The sequence below is a fragment of the Nocardia sp. NPDC023733 genome, assembly GCF_040639775.1.
Lineage (GTDB): Bacteria > Actinomycetota > Actinomycetes > Mycobacteriales > Mycobacteriaceae > Nocardia > Nocardia rosealba.
Map to the genome: position 1 here is coordinate 2027877 of NZ_JBFAAN010000001.1, position 16342 is coordinate 2044218.

Annotated in this window: 15 protein-coding genes and 1 pseudogene; 9 read left to right on the plus strand and 7 right to left on the minus strand. The window is 67.7% G+C overall.

The annotated features are described in order from the left end of the window. Positions 1-106: 106 nt before the first annotated feature. The 5 genes from AB0F86_RS09375 to AB0F86_RS09395 all read left to right on the plus strand — a co-directional run bounded on the left by AB0F86_RS09375 (position 107) and on the right by AB0F86_RS09395 (position 6586). Positions 107-1324: an acyl-CoA dehydrogenase family protein gene (locus AB0F86_RS09375; protein WP_356983179.1), complete on the plus strand. Its 1218-nt coding sequence runs from the start codon at positions 107-109 to the stop codon at positions 1322-1324. Then, complete coding sequence (locus AB0F86_RS09380) at positions 1321-2757, plus strand: LLM class flavin-dependent oxidoreductase (protein WP_356983181.1); 1437 nt, start codon at positions 1321-1323, stop codon at positions 2755-2757. The genes AB0F86_RS09375 and AB0F86_RS09380 overlap by 4 nt, the downstream gene beginning before the upstream one ends. 61 nt (positions 2758-2818) lie before the next feature. Then, positions 2819-4201: a styrene monooxygenase/indole monooxygenase family protein gene (locus AB0F86_RS09385; RefSeq protein WP_356983183.1), complete on the plus strand. Its 1383-nt coding sequence runs from the start codon at positions 2819-2821 to the stop codon at positions 4199-4201. Positions 4202-4241: 40 nt separating this feature from the next. Then, a complete protein-coding gene (gene sfnG / locus AB0F86_RS09390) occupies positions 4242-5357 on the plus strand; it encodes a dimethylsulfone monooxygenase SfnG (protein WP_181698871.1) in 1116 nt (371 codons plus the stop codon). Beyond that, positions 5357-6586, plus strand: a complete 1230-nt coding sequence (locus AB0F86_RS09395; protein WP_356983184.1) for an SfnB family sulfur acquisition oxidoreductase — start codon at positions 5357-5359, stop codon at positions 6584-6586. Before sfnG ends, AB0F86_RS09395 begins: the two co-directional genes overlap by 1 nt. A gap of 83 nt (positions 6587-6669) precedes the next feature. Here AB0F86_RS09395 and AB0F86_RS09400 read toward each other — a convergent pair. From AB0F86_RS09400 to AB0F86_RS09425, 6 genes and pseudogenes are all read right to left on the minus strand, one after another. Further along, positions 6670-7203: pseudogene (locus AB0F86_RS09400) on the minus strand (MerR family transcriptional regulator); the annotation flags it as partial. A gap of 191 nt (positions 7204-7394) precedes the next feature. Then, on the minus strand, positions 7395-7868 hold the full coding sequence (locus tag AB0F86_RS09405) for a bifunctional nuclease family protein (RefSeq protein ID WP_067488679.1): 474 nt from the start codon (positions 7866-7868) through the stop codon (positions 7395-7397). Between the two features lie 173 nt (positions 7869-8041). Beyond that, positions 8042-8797: a MerR family transcriptional regulator gene (locus tag AB0F86_RS09410; protein ID WP_356983186.1), complete on the minus strand. Its 756-nt coding sequence runs from the start codon at positions 8795-8797 to the stop codon at positions 8042-8044. Positions 8798-8867: 70 nt separating this feature from the next. After that, positions 8868-9353, minus strand: a complete 486-nt coding sequence (locus AB0F86_RS09415) for an FHA domain-containing protein (RefSeq protein WP_067488683.1) — start codon at positions 9351-9353, stop codon at positions 8868-8870. A gap of 108 nt (positions 9354-9461) precedes the next feature. Continuing rightward, complete coding sequence (gene gcvH, locus AB0F86_RS09420; protein WP_356983188.1) at positions 9462-9860, minus strand: glycine cleavage system protein GcvH; 399 nt, start codon at positions 9858-9860, stop codon at positions 9462-9464. A 42-nt stretch (positions 9861-9902) separates the two neighbouring features. Then, the gene (locus tag AB0F86_RS09425; RefSeq protein WP_067638947.1) at positions 9903-10538 is read right to left on the minus strand and encodes a CDP-alcohol phosphatidyltransferase family protein; all 636 of its coding nucleotides are present in this window, start codon (positions 10536-10538) and stop codon (positions 9903-9905) included. Between the two features lie 123 nt (positions 10539-10661). Here AB0F86_RS09425 and AB0F86_RS09430 point away from each other — a divergent pair, with 123 nt between their 5' ends. Genes AB0F86_RS09430 through AB0F86_RS09440 form a run of 3 tightly spaced genes read left to right on the plus strand, consistent with a single transcriptional unit; the run spans position 10662 to position 13746 of the window. Then, positions 10662-12059: a DUF2252 domain-containing protein gene (locus AB0F86_RS09430; protein WP_356983190.1), complete on the plus strand. Its 1398-nt coding sequence runs from the start codon at positions 10662-10664 to the stop codon at positions 12057-12059. Between the two features lie 3 nt (positions 12060-12062). Continuing rightward, the gene (locus AB0F86_RS09435) at positions 12063-13073 is read left to right on the plus strand and encodes a nuclease-related domain-containing protein (protein WP_356983192.1); all 1011 of its coding nucleotides are present in this window, start codon (positions 12063-12065) and stop codon (positions 13071-13073) included. Positions 13074-13095: 22 nt separating this feature from the next. Beyond that, positions 13096-13746: a phosphatase PAP2 family protein gene (locus AB0F86_RS09440; RefSeq protein ID WP_356983194.1), complete on the plus strand. Its 651-nt coding sequence runs from the start codon at positions 13096-13098 to the stop codon at positions 13744-13746. On the opposite strand, the gene AB0F86_RS09445 is transcribed toward AB0F86_RS09440, so the two are convergent. Beyond that, complete coding sequence (locus AB0F86_RS09445) at positions 13661-15592, minus strand: acyl-CoA dehydrogenase (RefSeq protein WP_356983196.1); 1932 nt, start codon at positions 15590-15592, stop codon at positions 13661-13663. The genes AB0F86_RS09440 and AB0F86_RS09445 overlap by 86 nt on opposite strands. 101 nt (positions 15593-15693) lie before the next feature. On the opposite strand from AB0F86_RS09445, the gene AB0F86_RS09450 reads away from it, so the two are divergent. Next, positions 15694-16341: a TetR family transcriptional regulator gene (locus AB0F86_RS09450; RefSeq protein WP_181698864.1), complete on the plus strand. Its 648-nt coding sequence runs from the start codon at positions 15694-15696 to the stop codon at positions 16339-16341. Position 16342: the final 1 nt, after the last annotated feature.

The following is a 16342-nucleotide window of genomic DNA, read 5'->3' on the forward strand; positions in this document are numbered from 1 at the left end:
CGCCGGGGGTGTAGTGCTCGTCACTCCCCCACCGTGCCGGGGAGACGTTTCGATCCCCCTGCGCGCAACCGGTGAATCCGGCAGCCCGCTGCGCGATCGTTGGGGCATGACTTCCACCACCGCGTCCGCGATCACAGATTCCGAGCTCGATGCCGTCTTCGCCCCGATCTTCGACCGGATCGCCGCCGGTGCGGTGGCGAGAGAAGTCGACCGGCGATTGCCGTTCGACGAGGTCACCTGGCTGAAGGAGGCCCGGTTCGGTGCCCTGCGGGTACCGGTCGAGTTCGGCGGCTACGGTGCGAGCGTACGCCAGCTGTTCCGGCTGCTCATCGACCTGGCGGCCGCCGAGTCGAACCTGCCCCAGGCGCTGCGGGTGCACTGGTCGTTCGTGGAGGATCAGCGGCTGGCCGAGCCGGGCCCGCAGCGGGAGCGGTGGTTGCGGGCGGTGGCCGCGGGCACCCTGGTCGGCAATGCGATCACCGAACCCGGGGTGGGCGCCGTCGACCGGTATCGCACCCGGCTCACCGAGGACGGCGACCGGCTGCTCCTCAACGGGGTGAAGTACTACAGCACCGGTTCGCTGTTCGCCGATCACATCCTGGTCGCCGCCGATCGTGACGGTGAGCGCCTCGGCGTGCTGGTCGACGCGAATGCCGAGGGTGTGGTGCAGCACGACGACTGGGACGGTTTCGGGCAGCGGCTCACCGCCAGCGGTACCACCGAGTTCACCGATGTCGTGGTGGCGCCCGATCGCGTCCTCGGGCCCGGCTACGGTGTCGCGGGCCCCACCTACGGCACCGCCTACCTGCAGTTGGTGCAGCTCGCGGTGCTCGCCGGGATCGCCGCCCGCGCCGAGCGCGACGCCAGGGAATGGGTGAGCGCGCGCACCCGCACCTACACGCACGCCTCGGCAGACCTGCCGCGCGAGGACCCCCTCGTCCAGCAGGTGATCGGCAAGTTGTCGGCGGCGGCGTTCACCGCTCGCGCGACCGTCCTGGCCGTCGCGGACATTCTCGACCGCGTCCTCGACGCCGGGGCGAAGGACCACGGCGACCTCGCCGCCGCCGAGCTGGCCGCCGCGCAAGCACAACTCGCGGTGATCGATATCGTCCTCGCCGCCACCACTCAGCTGTTCGAGCTCGGTGGCGCGTCCATCGTGTCTGAACAGCTGCGCCTGGACCGGCACTGGCGCAACGCGCGCACCGTTTCCGTGCACAATCCGGCGATCTTCAAAGCCCGCGCCGTCGGTGACCACCTGCTCAACGGCACCGAGTTGCCGTTCGGTTGGAGCGCGGGCGAGCGCCGCACGGAGGTTGCGCGATGAGCAGGCCGATCCGATTCAACGCGTTCGACATGAACTGCGTGGCCCACCAGTCACCGGGACTGTGGCGTCACCCGCTCGACCAGTCCCACCGCTACACCGATATCGGCTACTGGACCGAGCTGGCGAAACTGCTGGAACGCGGACGGTTCGACGGCATCTTCATCGCCGATGTCCTCGGCACCTACGACGTGTACGGCGGCGACGACACGGCCGCGTTGCGCCAGGGTGCGCAGACCCCGGTCGCCGACCCGCTACTGCTGGTGTCGGCGATGGCGGCGGTGACCGAGCACCTGGGCTTCGGCATCACCACCGGCACCGGGTTCGAGCATCCGTTTCCGTTCGCGCGCCGCATGTCGACCCTCGACCACCTCACGCGCGGTCGGCTCGGTTGGAATGTGGTGACGGGTTATCTGCCTTCGGCGGCAAGGAATTTCGGTGACGCCGATCAGCTCGATCACGACGAACGCTACGACCGGGCCGACGAGTACCTCGAGGTGCTCTACAAGCTCTGGGAGGGCTCGTGGGAGGACGACGCCGTGGTCCGTGACGCCGATCGCGGTATCTACACCGACCCGGCGAAGGTGCACCACATCGGTCACTACGGCAAGCACTACACCGTGCCAGGAATCCACGTGTCGGAGCCGTCACCGCAGCGCACGCCGGTGATCTATCAGGCGGGCGCCTCACCGCGCGGAGTGCAGTTCGCGGCCGAGAACGCCGAAGCGATCTTCATCGCCGGCCCGTCCAAACGCGTACTGGCGCAGACTGTTTCGCGGGTTCGTGACGCGTTGGAGGCGGCGGGGCGTGGGCGGTACGAGGCCAGGATCTACGCGCTGGCCACCATCATCACCGACGAGACGGACGAGGCGGCACGGGCCAAACACGAGGAATACCTGTCCTACGCCAGCGTCGAGGGCGGGCTGGTGTTCATGTCGGGATGGATGGGAATCGACCTGTCGCGCTACGACCTCGACGACCCGATCGGTGAGGTACACAGCAACGCCATCCAGTCCGCGGTGGCGGCCTTCCAGGAATTCGACGACGACGGCCGCGAATGGACGGTGCGCGACATCGGGCGCTGGGCGGGCATCGGCGGCATGGGGCCGGTGTTCACCGGATCCGGGGAAACGGTCGCCGACCTGCTGCAGGAGTGGGTCGCCGACACCGATCTCGACGGATTCAACCTCGCCTACGCCATCACCCCCGGCACGTTCGAGGACATCGTGAACCATGTCGTTCCGGTGTTGACCGAACGCGGCGTGTACCGCACCGAATACGAATCGGGAACGTTGCGCAACGCCCTCTTCGGGGCCGGTGATCGGCTCCCCGCCCACCATCGTGGTGCCGGGTATCGCGTCGGTGGTCCGCGTTCCACCGTGCTGCCGCACGCGGTGTCACGGCCTGGATCGGTGAACGAACCGGCGGACGCGTAGGAATGAATTCGCGCTGATCGCAACACTCTTCATCGGGTGCAGGTCAGCGCAGTATTCCGGTATGACATCGCAGACTCCCGCTTCCCGCTCCACTCGTTCGGCCGCGGTAATCGGCGCCGGCCAAACCGGCGTCACTGCGGCGCTAGGACTACTCGACGCCGGTTTCACCGTCACCCTCTACAGCGACCGAGATCAACGCGCACTGCGCGACGACGTGCCCGCCACCGGCACTGCCCTCGAATTCGGCGAAACCCAGCAGGCCGAAGCCGCGCTCGGGCTCGACAGCTACACCGGCCGCGCACCTCGCCACACCGGACTCAGTGTCCGCATCGCCGGACCGGAGAACGCCGAACTGATCGCCTTCGACGGCACCTTCGACGGGTATGTCGGGGTCGCGGTCGACACCCGGCTCAAGGCCGACGAACGACTCACCGTCTTCCGTGCACGCGGCGGCGAGTTCGTGGTCGACAACGTGACACCGCAGTCGCTGGACGCGATCGCCGCCGCCAACGACCTCACCCTGGTCGCCACCGGTCGCGGCGGGTTGTCCGACCTCTTCCCGATCGATACCACCCGCACCGTCTACGACAAGCCGCAGCGCTCGCTGCTCACCGTCACAGTGACCGGTCTCGGCTACGACTCCGGTGTGTTCGCACACCGGAGCCCGGCAGGCGGTGCGCACAGCCTGTTCTCCATCCTGGCCGAACAGGGCGAAGCGTGGTGGGGTCCGTACCTGCACAAGGATGTGGGCCCGAGCTGGGCGTTCCTCGGCTGGGCGCGTCCCGGTAGTGACTGGGAGACCCGATTCGCCGCGGCCGATTCCGCCGAGTCGGCGTTGCGCATCGTGAAGGACCTGTACCACGACTACATCGACTGGGACCTGCCGGAGGTCCAAGCCACCCAGGTGATCGCCGAAGACCCGCACTCCTGGCTCAAAGGCGCGGTGCGCCCGGTCGTGCGGGCGGGTGTGGGACGCACCGAGGGTGGCCACCCGGTCGCCGCCCTGGGAGACACCGCGGTCGCCTACGACCCGGTCGCCGGGCAGGGCGCCCAGAGCGGGTTGATCCAGGCCCAGCGCCTGGTCGCGGCCGCCGCCGTGCACGACGGGCCCTTCGACGAGCAGTGGATCGGCGAGCAGTACGCCGCGTTCCTGGCCGCCCGCAGCGATGCCGCCGCCAAGGTGACCCGGCTGTTCCTCAGCGACCCCGAGTTCGCCGACATCGGCGGCCAGTTCTTCGCCACCGCCGCCGTCGACCCGCGCTTCGCCTCGGCGCTGGTCGGGCTGCTGCACCGGCCGCAGCCGTTCCTCGCCATCGACACTCCCGAGGACGCCGCCGCCTATATCACCCAGGTCACCGGCGTGGACGCGGGCGAACTGCTGGCGAAGTTCGCACCCGCGGGCCGCTTCGCACGCTCGACCTTCGCACCGGTCGCCGTCGGATAGCGACAGCCAACCCACTCCCGCACGAACCTCTGGAGCAGCTATGACAACCGAGCGGATCACCGATCAGATCCAGTTCGCCTACTGGGTGCCGAATGTGAGCGGTGGCCTCGTCACCAGCGATATCGAACAGCGCACCAGCTGGGATTACGAGTACAACAAGAAGCTCGCGCAGACCGCGGAACGCAACGGCTTCGACTACGCCCTCTCGCAGGTGCGCTACACCGCCTCCTACGGTGCCGAATTCCAGCACGAATCCACGTCCTTCAGCCTGGCATTGTTGCTGGCCACGGAACGGTTGAAGGTGATCGCCGCCATTCATCCGGGGTTGTGGCATCCGGCGGTGCTCGCGAAGTTCGGCGCGACCGCCGATCATCTCTCGAACGGCCGGTTCGCGATCAATGTGGTGTCGGGCTGGTTCGCGGGCGAATTCCAGGCTCTCGGCGAACCCTGGCTCGAGCACGACGAACGGTATCGGCGCAGCGGCGAATTCCTCGAGGTGATCCGCAAGATCTGGACCGAGGACGAGGTGAACTACGGCGGCGATTTCTACCGCATCCGCGATTTCACCCTGAAGCCGAAACCGCTGAACACCCCGGAGCGGCCCAATCCCGAACTGTTCCAGGGTGGTAACTCGACGGCTGCCCGGCGCAACGGCGGCCGCTACGCCGACTGGTATTTCTCCAACGGCAAGGACTTCGACGGCGTCACCGAACAGCTCGACGATCTGCGAGCCGTCGCCCGGGAGAACGACCGCGAGGTGAAATTCGGGCTCAACGGGTTCATCATCGCCCGCGACACCGAGAAGGAAGCGCGCGATACGTTGCGCGAGATCATCGAGAAGGCGAACAAGCCCGCGGTCGAGGGTTTCCGCGACGCGGTGCAGCAGGCGGGTGCCTCCACCAGCGACCGCAAGGGTATGTGGGCGGATTCGTCGTTCGAGGATCTCGTGCAGTACAACGACGGATTCCGCACCCAGCTGATCGGCACCCCCGAGCAGGTGGCCGAGCGGATCGTCGCCTATCGCGATCTCGGGGTGGACCTGATTCTCGGTGGATTCCTGCATTTCCAGGAGGACATCGAGTATTTCGGGGCGAAGGTGCTGCCGTTGGTCCGTGAACTCGAGGCGGCCCGGGTTCCCGCGACGGTGGTCGGCTGATGACCGCGGCCACCGCCCAGCTCATCACCTCCGCCGACCAGGCCGTGTCCGTCGCGGCCGAGCTCGCCCGCGAGTTCGCGCCCGGCGCCGCCGCCCGTGATCGCGACCGCGAACTGCCGTACGCGCAGCTGGATCGGCTGGCGTCCTCGGGTCTGCTCGCGATCACGGTTCCCGCCGAATTCGGTGGGGCGGATCTGGCGCCGAGCGTGGTCACGGAAGTGGTGCGGCTGCTGGCGGTGGCCGACCCGAACATCGCGCAGATCCCGCACAGTCATTTCGTCTATCTGAACTTGTTGCGCCTGGCCGGCACGGACGGACAGCGACGCGAATACTTTCGAGCGGTCCTCGCCGGTGCGCGCATCGCCAATGCCCAATCCGAACGCGGCGGCCGGACCATCACCGACATCTCGACCACGCTGCGTCCGGTGGACGACGAATTCCGGATCGACGGCACGAAATACTATTGCACCGGCTCGCTGTTCGCGGACCTGCTGGCCGTGCTGACCCGGCTCGACGACCCGGACGCGCGCAGCGGCCTGCCCGCGGGCGAATACATCGTCTACCTACCGGCCCGAACGCCGGGCGTCCGGATCGTGGACGACTGGAACGGCCTCGGTCAGCGCACCACCGGCAGCGGCACCGTCGAGTTGGACGATGTGCGGGTGCGCGCCGAGCAGCTCGTCCCCCGGGCGAAAGCCCTCGCCGGGCCCACCGCCTACGGCGCGTACGCCCAGCTTCTGCACGCCGCGATAGACACGGGCATCGCACGCGGAGCCCTCACCGCCGCAACGGAATTCGTGCGGAGCCAGGCCCGGCCGTGGTTCGAGGCCGGTGTCGATCGTGCCATCGACGACCCGCTGCTGATCCAGCGATTCGGCGAGTTGGTGGTGACGGTGGCGACGGCCGAAGCGACGCTGACTGCCGCGGCGACCGCCGTCGATTCGGCGATCCGGGGCACGCTGTCGGGCGCCGACGAACAGACCGCCGCCGGTCAGGCGTCCCTCGCCGTCGCGACGGCCAAGATCGTCGCCGACCGCGCGGCCGTCGACGTGTCGGCCGCACTGTTCGAGGTGAGCGGAACCCGCAGTGCCGCAGCGGATCTCAACCTGCACCACTTCTGGCGCAACGCGAGGACCCACACACTGCACGACCCGGTCCGCTGGAAATACCATCACCTCGGCCGTGCCCTACTCCACGGCACTCCGCCGCCCGCCCACGGCACCTTCTGACTGCTCGACCGACGCCTCGCACACGTGATCGCGAATCGCGCGTACACGGAGTCACCGTGTACGCGCGAGATCACTGCGCACCGCTAACCGGTCTTGCGGTTCTCCCTGACCTTGCGGCGGTAGGACAGCTCGTCCTCCGGGCGGTCGGTGATCGCGGTGGCTCGTTCGGCGGGGAAGTCGGCGATGGCGCCGGTCAGTTCCCGCATGGCGCCGCTGACCGCGATTCCGAAGACGCCCTGCCCGCCCTGCAGTAAATCGACGACTTCCTCGGGTGAGGTGCATTCGTACACCGAGGTGCCGTCGGAGAACAGGGTGATCCCGGCCAGATCGCCGACGCCACGACTGCGCAGGTGATCGACGGCGATCCGGATGTTCTGTAAAGAGATGCCCGCGTCCAGCAGGCGCTTCACGATCTTGAGGACAAGGATGTCCTTGAACGAGTACAACCGCTGGCTCCCAGATCCCGCCGCGCCCCGGATCGACGGGACGACCAACCCGGTCCGCGCCCAGTAGTCGAGCTGACGGTAGGTGATTCCCGCGACCTGACACGCGCTCGGCACCCGGTAACCGACCAGATCATCCGGAACCGAGTCGTCCGGGAACAAGCCAGGCTGCACTACATCCTGCGTTTGCTCTTCCACTGACCGCTCCTTGCTCTGCCGACGTTCTCGAGTACCGGAGTCACGACGGATGTTGCCCGACTTTCGAGGTTACTCCTGTCATTGTCGGACCCATACGGTCATCGGACCAAGCACCGTGAGCGGCGATTCCCTCGACCTCTACTTCAGGGTCAGAAAAAAGTCCGGCCCTAGCTGTCGGTCGCCTTGAAGTCGTCGGGGGACACCGAGTCGAGGAACTCCTTGAACTTCTCGACCTCGTCCTCACGCTCGTCGGGCATCACCAGCCCGGCCTCGGCGAGCACCGGCTCCTCGGCGAAGATCGGGCATCCCACGCGCAACGCGATGGCTACCGAGTCCGATGGTCTGGCCGAGACCCGCAGGTCGCCGTCGAAGACCAGATCGGCGTAGAAGGTGCCCTCCTGCAGATCGACGATCCGCACTTCCTTGAGGGTGTGTCCGAGTTCGGTGATGAGAATCTTGATCAGATCGTGAGTGAGCGGACGGATCGGGGTGACCCCTTCCTGCTCGAGCACGATCGCGGTGGCCTCGGCCTGCCCGATCCAGATCGGCAGATACCGCTCGCCCGCCGCCTCCCGCAGCAGCAGCACGGGCTGGTTCTGTGGCTGCTCGACACGGATGCCGATAACGCGCATCTCACTCATGCTGTTACACCTCGCATGCTCGGGCGGCCTCCGTGGTTACGCTCCGCTGCCGCCTCCGGCCGCTGACCTCTCATGCGTAGTCCTGCCTCCCATACTCGCCGCCGACGGCACGACCGCTGCCCCGCCCGGTATCACGAGTCTAGGCGAATCCGGCCACCCGGCGCTCGCGCGCGTCAGCTACCCAACGCGTTGCGCACTGCGGCTTTCACCAGTGCCGCATGCAGGTTCAGTGACAACGCGGCCAATTCGCGAACTGTTTCCTCGGCGCGGGCCCGCGCGTCGGCGTCGCGGCTCTTCGCGATCGGTGCGGCGATCTGGGCGACCAGCGCCGCCTCACGGTCGGCGGCCAGCTTGAACGCGCGCAGATGCCGTGCCTCCAAACCGAATTCGGCCATCGCCTTGGCCGCGCGCGCCAGCGTCACCGAATCGGCTTCGAAGAACCCACCCGCGCCAGGGACGATGAGTCCGGCGCGGAGCAGGTCGTCGAGGAAACGCTCCTCGATGCCCGCCTTGGCGAGCAGATCGGCGCGGGTGAGCCGCACCGCGACATCGAACCGTAATTCTTCGGGCGTGATCTCCCCCGGAACGACACCGAGGCGGCGCGGCGCGGCGGGCGCGTCGTCCTCGGTGTACTCCTTGACGCCACGCAGGGAGTGCGCGCGGGCTCGCGCCTCACGCACACCCAACGTCGCAGCACCGCTGTCGATCGCTTCCAACTGCTCCTTGATCACCTTCAACGGCAGGTACTGATCGCGCTGTGCGGTGAGCACGAAACGCAGCCGTTCGTAGTCGGCCACCGAGAACCGCCGGTATCCCGACGGTGTCCGTTCCGGCCGGATCAGGCCCTCCGATTCGAGGAACCTGATCTTGGAGATGGTGATGTCGGGAAAATCTGGTCGCAGCAAGTCGAGCACGGAGCCGATCGACATCCCTCCGCGCGCCCACTGCGCCGCCCCGGTCACAGCACTGCGCCCTTCGCGAGCACCAGCACCGGACGGGTCATCGCGAACCCGCGCCCGTCGACGACTCGGTGGCCTGCGCGCGCGGCCCCGTCAGGAAGACCAGCCGGAACTTGCCGATCTGGACTTCGTCGCCGTTCTGCAGCTCCGAGGAGTCCACCGGCTCCCGGTTGACGTAGGTGCCGTTGAGGCTGCCCACATCCACCACCTGGAACGAGTCGTCGTCCTGCCGGAACTCGGCGTGCCGACGGCTGACGGTGACGTCGTCGAGAAAGATGTCACTGTCGGGGTGGCGACCGGCCGACGTGGTCGGCTGGTCGAGCAGAAAGCGCGACCCCGCGTTCGGGCCTCGCTTGACCACCAGGAGGGCGGCACCGACCGGCAGGCCCTCGACGCCCTGCACCGGCTGTTCGCCGGCCGGCTCTCCGGAGCGCGACGAATCGACCTCGTTGAGGAAATCCGCGCGGAAGACCGATGTCGTCTCGGCCGCGGTCTCCCCGTAACCCGGGTCCCTGTTCTCGCTCACCGTTTCTCTCCTCCTCGAACCTGATTATCCATGCAAGCAGGTGCTGTCTTCGGCATTGACCGTACCCTGCCGGGGCGTGCCCGTGCAGGGAGAACTGTGAAGGCTGCGTCAGCCCCCGATAACTCCTTGATAACCCGCCGCATCCAGCAGTTCGGCGAGCGCCGCGTCCAGGCTCGCCGCGTCGTCGAAGGCGAGCTCGAACAACCAGCCCGCCTCGTAGGGGTCAGTGTTGAGCGTCTCCGGGGCCTGGACCAGATCCTCGTTCACCGCAACGACTTTGCCGCTGAGCGGGGCGTAGATATCGGACACGCTCTTGGTCGATTCGACCTCGGCGATGCTCTCGCCCGCCGTGACGTCGGCATCGGCGTCGGGCAGTTGGACGAACACCACGTCACCGAGCTGTGACTGGGCGTAGTCGGTGATACCGACACGGACCGCTGTGGGGCTGGTCCGCCGCACCCATTCGTGCTCCTCGGTGTAGTGCAGATCCTCAGGGGTCCGGGTCACAGGACGTCCTTTCGTCGTGAACGTTGCACGCAACAGTAACGGCTAGCTCCCACGGTGCGGCACAGGCGGTATCGATCGTGCGACCGCGACCGCCAGCCCCGCGTAGAGCACGCCCGTCCACACGTACAGTGCGGTGCCCCAGATCAACAGTGCCCAACCGAAGGCCCAGCCGAAACCCGCCCCCACCCAGTCCATTTCCCCGGTGAGCAGCCACGGCAGACCCGACATCAGCGCGAAGGTCGCCGCTTTGCCCAGGTAGATCACTTCCGGTGCGGGCAGCTCACGCCGTTTGTACACCGACAGGGTCACGGTGAGAACAAGGTCGCGAGCGATCAAGATCACTGCCAGCCACCACGGAATCAGGTCGCGCAGCACGAAGGCGGCCAGTGTCGTCAGCAGATACAAGCGGTCGACGAACGGGTCGAGCAGGGCGCCCAGGCGCGAGGACTGATCGAGCAGTCTGGCCAGTTTGCCGTCCAGGAAATCGGTGAAGCCGCTGGCGATCAGCAGGGCGAAGGCCCAGCCGTCGGCATGTTCGACCAGCATCAACCACAGGAAGACGGGGATGCCGATGAGGCGGAGCACGCTCAGGGCGTTGGGCACGGTCAGGATGCGGTCGCTGAACACGCCACCGCCGTCGGTGTCGCTCGTGCCAGGCGTTCCCGATTCGGTTGCCACGCCCCTGCTTACCGCACCGACCCCCCGACGCGCCATCCGGCCACGCCGAAACCCGCGCCCATTTCGTGGCAGGTGATTCGGTCGTGGCACTGTCGGGCCGCCGAACCGCTAACCTCGACAGTCGTGTCCGACAGTGGTATCGATCTGCGCTCCTCCGTCTCCCCTGAGCAGGCCCGCGCCCGTGGCCGTGCCGCCGCCACGAAGGTGCCGGTGACCGAGCGCGATCGCCCGGCCGAGAGTCCCGACCGACCGGGGGTGCTCGAGTTCGTCGAGGCCAGCAACCAGGGCAGGCTGCCACACCTCATCCCGTTGCGCATCGGCAGGATGGCGGCGTCGCCGTTCAGCTTCTTCCGCGGCGCGGCGGGCCTGATGGCCGCCGATCTCGCGGCCGGTCCGGACAGTGGTCTGCCCGCCCAGATCTGTGGCGACGCGCACGCCGCCAACTTCGGCCTCTACGGCACCCAGCGGGGCGAGATCGTGATGGATATCAACGATTTCGACGAGACGATTCTCGGGCCGTGGGAATGGGATCTCGAACGCCTCGCCGCGAGCCTCGTCCTGGCCGGACGCGAGAGCGGTGCCGACGCCGACGACTGCCTGCGCGCGGCCCGCGATGCCGCGGCCTCCTACCGCCGGACCGTCGCCGGCCTCGCCGAGCTGCCGTTCCTGCAGTCCTGGACCGATCTGCACGACGAGTCGATTCTCACCAAGGCCAAGGCCCAGGACCTGCACGACGACTTCAAGAAGGCCGCCAAGAAGGCGCGCAAGAACACCAGCGCGAAGGTGGTCGCGAAACTGACCGAGCACATCGACGATCACGAGACCGGCATCCGCAAGCACTGCTTCATCAGTGATCCGCCGGTCCTCACCGCGGTCGACGAGCAGGTCCGGGAGGCGGTGATCGACGGGCTGGAACGCTACGCGGGCACCATCCGGGAGTCGCGGCGCACGCTGCTGTCGCGGTTCGCGGTCTCCGATGTCGCGTTCCGGATCGTCGGCACCGGCAGCGTGGGGCTGCACAGTTACGTGGTGCTGCTGCACGGCAACGACGGCGAGTCGCTGGTGCTGCAGGCCAAACAGGCCAAACCCTCGGCGCTCGCACCGTTCCTTCCCGCGACCACCCACCGGCACGAGGGTGAGCGCATCGTCGCCGGGGCGCGCAGCGTGCAGTCCGACACCGACATCCTGCTCGGCTGGACGACCATCGAGTTCGACACGCCACTGCCGTTCATCGTGCGTCAGTTCCGCAACTTCAAGGGCGCCATCGACCCGGCCGCGTTGTCCGCCGACGATCTCGACGACTACGGCAGGCTGGCGGGTGCCCTGCTGGCACGGGCGCACGCGCGCTCGCTCGACCCGCGCACACTGGCCGGATACCTGGACGGCGACGGTGCCGACGACGACCGCTTCGAGGAGGCCGTGGCACGCTTCGCGGTGCGCTACGCCGACCGCACCGAAGCCGATCACGCGCAGCTCGTCGCCGCCGTCGAGGGGGGCGAGCTCGCCGCCGAGCCCAGCTGAGCCGTGCGGCGCCGACCAGGCACCGGCCGCATCCTGACCGGCATCGGCACGTCGGCGAGCTACGATGTACGCCAACGGTTCTCGGCTTGCGGCGCCACCGACCAAGAAGGGCGGACCTCCATGCTCGTGCGCGTGCAGAATGCGGCAGGCACCGATGCCGAGCGGGCACTGATCAATTGGCTGCGCACCTGGAAGGACCCGTCGAGTCCGCACGGTGTCGCCACCATCAACTGCAGCCTGTTCCACAACGATCGGCTGCACCAGTTCGACGCGGTGGTGTGGACACCGACCAGCTGTGTGGTGATCGAGGCCGAAACGTTCACCGCCACCCAGCACGGTGTCCTCGAGATCCCGCTCAACGGCCCGTGGATGGTCTCCGGTGAACTCGCGCAGTTCGCCGGTGGCGAGAAGTCGACGCCGCTGGAACGCTCCAGGGAGCACACCTTCGCGCTGCAGGACTACCTCGCCGCGCGTGGGCTCGGGCAGCGTGCGGTGCACGGGCTCGGCTTGATCGTGCCGCAGCCCGGCGCCGACATCGACATCCATCAGGGTTGGCACGACCCGAGTTTCGACGTGGTCGTCACCGACGACCCCTACCGGCTCGAGCAGTATTTCGAGGTGCTCGCCGAAAAGGAACACAACCGGTGGACGGCCAACGACATCGCCATCGCTTTCCGTGGCCTCGGCATCCTGCCGTACCTGCCCGCCCCGCAGGATCTGCTCAACGAGGGTTTCCTCGGGCCGATCGATGTGACGCTGTGGCACGGTGGGCCCACCCAGGCCCAGGCCGAGGCGTACGCGGAGGAGCAGGCACGGCTCGAGCAGGAGGCGCAGTCGCGGCGCGGTCTCGTCGCACCCTGGTACAGCCCGTGGAAGCTGTACCCCCGGGTCGGTGGCGATCTCGATTTCGGGCGCGCGTTCCTGCGGATCACCCTCGCCGTCGGCATGATCATCGCGATCGTGTGGGTGCTGTGGTTCGTGGTCACCGCTGTGCTCACCTACGGGCCGGCCTGAACCGGACGCTATCGTCGGGGCCGTGATCCACCCCGGCCAGGCACTTCGCACAACCGTCCTCGCGGCCTGCGCGAGCGTCACCGCCCTGATCCCGCTGACGTTTCCGGCCGACGACGGGGCGACCGATATCGACCGGGCGATAGCCGAACCGGTGCAGCGTTCGGTCTCCCCCGAATGGGGCTCGATTCTGGTGTCGCCGAGCAACAGCGCGACCGTACTCATCGGGTTGCTGGGGTTTTGCTGCTGGTTCCTGGTGCGGCGCCAGTGGTGGCGCGCGGCGACGATGCTCGTCGTCCCGGAGGTCGCGGTGACGATCAATACGTGGTTGTTGAAGCCTTTGTGGGACAGGCAGTTACACGACTATCTGGCCTACCCGAGCGGCCACACCGTCCACTTGGTCGCGGTCGCAACGACATTCGCGTGTCTGGTGACGAGCGCCCGGGCGCGGCTCGTGGTCGTCGCGCTCACCGCGCTGGCGCTCGTCCCGGTCACCCTGGGGATGATCGAGCGGGGCTACCACCACGCCACCGATGTTCTCGGCGGCGCGGCGGCAGCGGTCACCCTCGCCGTCGCGGGGGTGTGGGCTGTCAGCTGCGGTCGAAAACGCTGGCGTCGTGCAGCATCTCGGCCCGCAGCATCGACTCCGGCACACCCATCGCCTCCACCAGCGTGAGCGCGTCGGGACGCAGCCGGTCGACGAGCTCGTTCACCCCGCGCCGAACCGCCTTGGCCCGTTCCACCGACATGAACCGGTGCATGATGTACCAGGCCAGGTTCTCCTCCAGCGAGGAATACACGTAGAGGTCGCAGACGGTTTCGGCCAGCGCCCTGGCATCGGGATCCTCGATGGCGGCGATCCCGTCGACGAATTCCTCCAGCACCAGCCGGTCGATGTGGGCGGCGCCGGCGGCAAGAATGTGGTCCTGGGCGTTGTTGAACGCCTCGAACGGACCGGTGTCCTCGGCACGGGCCCGCAGCCGGTGCGCGGCGGTGCGCAGCAGGTAGTCCTCGCGGTCGGCGAACAACTGCAGCTGCACATCACGCTTGGACAGGTCACCCTCGTCGACCGATTCGTCGTTTCGGTCGCGCAGCGTCTGAATGAGTTGGCGCACACCGGTATTGCGGCGGACCACGTCGCCCGCCATCGTCGCGGCGAAGCGCACCCAGCCGAGTGCGTCCAGGTCGCGGACCTCGTCGGCGTAGGCGGTGAGCAGTTCCTTGGCGACCAGCTGGGTGAGGACCACATTGTCGCCCTCGAAGGTGGTGAACACGTCGGTGTCGGCCTTGAGCGTCACGAGACGATTCTCGGTGAGATACCCGGCGCCGCCGCAGGCTTCGCGGCATTCTTGGATGGCGCGGGTGGCGTGCCGGGTCTGGGCGACCTTCAGACCCGCGGCGCGCTTCTCCAGCGAACGCTGCGCGCCGGGCTCGATCTCGGCGCCACGCTGAACGAGGTCCATCCGGCGCACCAGGTCGTTCTGCGCGAAGGCCAGCGCGAACGACTTCGCGACCAGCGGCAGCAGCCTGCGCTGGTGGCTGCGGTAGTCGAGCAGCAGGGTTTCCGCACCGGTGTCGGGGTCGGCGAACTGACGCCGGGCAAGGGCGTAGCGCACCGCGATGCTCAGCGCCACGCGCGCACCCGCCGCGGCGGCGCCGCCGACACTCACCCGGCCGCGTACCAATGTGCCGAGTGTCGTGAAGAAGCGCCTGCTCGGGTTCTCGATCTCGGAGGTGTAGGTGCCGTCCGGCGCGACATCGGCGTAGCGGTTGAGCAGGTTCTCGCGCGGGATGCGCACGTTGTCGAACACGATGCGGCCGTTGTCGACACCGGGCAGACCACCCTTGCGGCCGTCGTCGGAGGTGGTGACGCCGGGCAGGTCGGCGCCGTTCTCGTCGCGGATGGGCACCAGGAAGCAGTGCACGCCCTGGTTCTTGCCCCCGGTGACGAGCTGGGCGAACACCGCCGCCATCCGGGCGTGCTCGGCGGCGCCACCGATGTAGTCCTTGCGCGCCGACGGCGTCGGGGTGTCGACCACGAATTCCTGAGTGGCCGGGTCATAGGTGGCCGTGGTCTCGAGAACCGCGACATCGCTGCCGTGCCCGGACTCGGTCATCGCGAAACAGCCGAGCAGGTCGAGGGAGATGAGCCGCTTGATGTAGTCGCGGTGGCGCTCGGTGCCGAGGTTTTCCACCGCACCGCCGAAAAGGCCCCACTGGACGCCGGATTTCACCCACAGCGAGAGGTCGGCGTAGGCCAGCATCTCGAGACCGGTGACTGCGCCGCCCGGGTCCCCGGTGCCCCCGTTCTCGGGGCGGAACCCACGCTCGGGATAACCCATTCCCGCGATGACCCGCATCTGCTCGAGCACCCGTGCGCGGGCGTCCTTCAGATCGAGGTCGGGATCGCCGGTGAAGCGGTCGTCGGCGAGCTGGGTGCGTGCCTGTTCCCTGACCGCGCGCCACGGTCCGTCCAGCGCTGCGCGGAGGTGTTCTGCCGTCGTCGATGTGCCGGTAGCCATGTCTTCGACCATAGCCCGGTCGGCGGCGTACCGGCGGCGGTGAAACTCCTTCCGGCAACCTCTTGTGGACGGATTGAACACTCGTTTAGTATATTGAACATGTGTTTAACCAACAGCCCGTTTCGCAAGGATCCCCCACCGACCTGAGCACCGCCGCGCGCATCCGTGACGCCGCGATCGACCTGTTCGGAGAGCAGGGATTCGGTGTCGGCGTGCGTGCCATCGCCACCGCCGCCGGGGTGTCACCGGGCTTGGTCAATCACCACTTCGGGTCCAAGGACGGCCTGCGCGCGGCGTGCGACGAACGAGTGATCGAGATCATCCGCGACGAGAAGTTGCGGGCCATCCGCGCCACCGGTCCGACCGGGATGCTCGACGCGTTGGCCGAGATCGAGATCTATGCCCCCTTGGTGGCCTACATGCTCCGCAGCTTCCAGGCCGGCGGACCGCTTGCCGAGTCGCTGCTCGAGCACATGATCGACGACGCCGTGCAGTACACCCAGACCGCCGTCGACGAAGGCCGCATCAAACCGAGCCACGATCCCGTGGCCCGTGCCCGCTATCTGGTGCTCTGCCATGTCGGAGCCATGAACCTCTATCTGCAGATGCGTAGTCAGCGCGAGGGAAAACTCGACTACCGCAAGGCGATTCGCGAGCTGTCCACCGAACTCACCTTCCCGGCCGTCGAGCTCTACACCCAGGGCATGCTGACCGACCCGTCTCTGCTCGACTCTCTCCTCGAGGAGTAGC

Excerpts from the sequence above, each read along its gene's own strand:
- AB0F86_RS09375 (WP_356983179.1), top strand. The coding sequence starts at position 107 with ATGACTTCCACCACCGCGTCCGCGATCACAGATTCCGAGCTCGATGCC.
- sfnG (WP_181698871.1), top strand. The coding sequence starts at position 4,242 with ATGACAACCGAGCGGATCACCGATCAGATCCAGTTCGCCTACTGGGTG.
- AB0F86_RS09395 (WP_356983184.1), top strand. The coding sequence starts at position 5,357 with ATGACCGCGGCCACCGCCCAGCTCATCACCTCCGCCGACCAGGCCGTG.
- AB0F86_RS09385 (WP_356983183.1), top strand. The coding sequence starts at position 2,819 with ATGACATCGCAGACTCCCGCTTCCCGCTCCACTCGTTCGGCCGCGGTA.
- AB0F86_RS09380 (WP_356983181.1), top strand. The coding sequence starts at position 1,321 with ATGAGCAGGCCGATCCGATTCAACGCGTTCGACATGAACTGCGTGGCC.
- AB0F86_RS09445 (WP_356983196.1), bottom strand. The coding sequence starts at position 15,592 with ATGGCTACCGGCACATCGACGACGGCAGAACACCTCCGCGCAGCGCTG.
- AB0F86_RS09405 (WP_067488679.1), bottom strand. The coding sequence starts at position 7,868 with ATGAGTGAGATGCGCGTTATCGGCATCCGTGTCGAGCAGCCACAGAAC.
- AB0F86_RS09410 (WP_356983186.1), bottom strand. The coding sequence starts at position 8,797 with ATGTCGATCGGCTCCGTGCTCGACTTGCTGCGACCAGATTTTCCCGAC.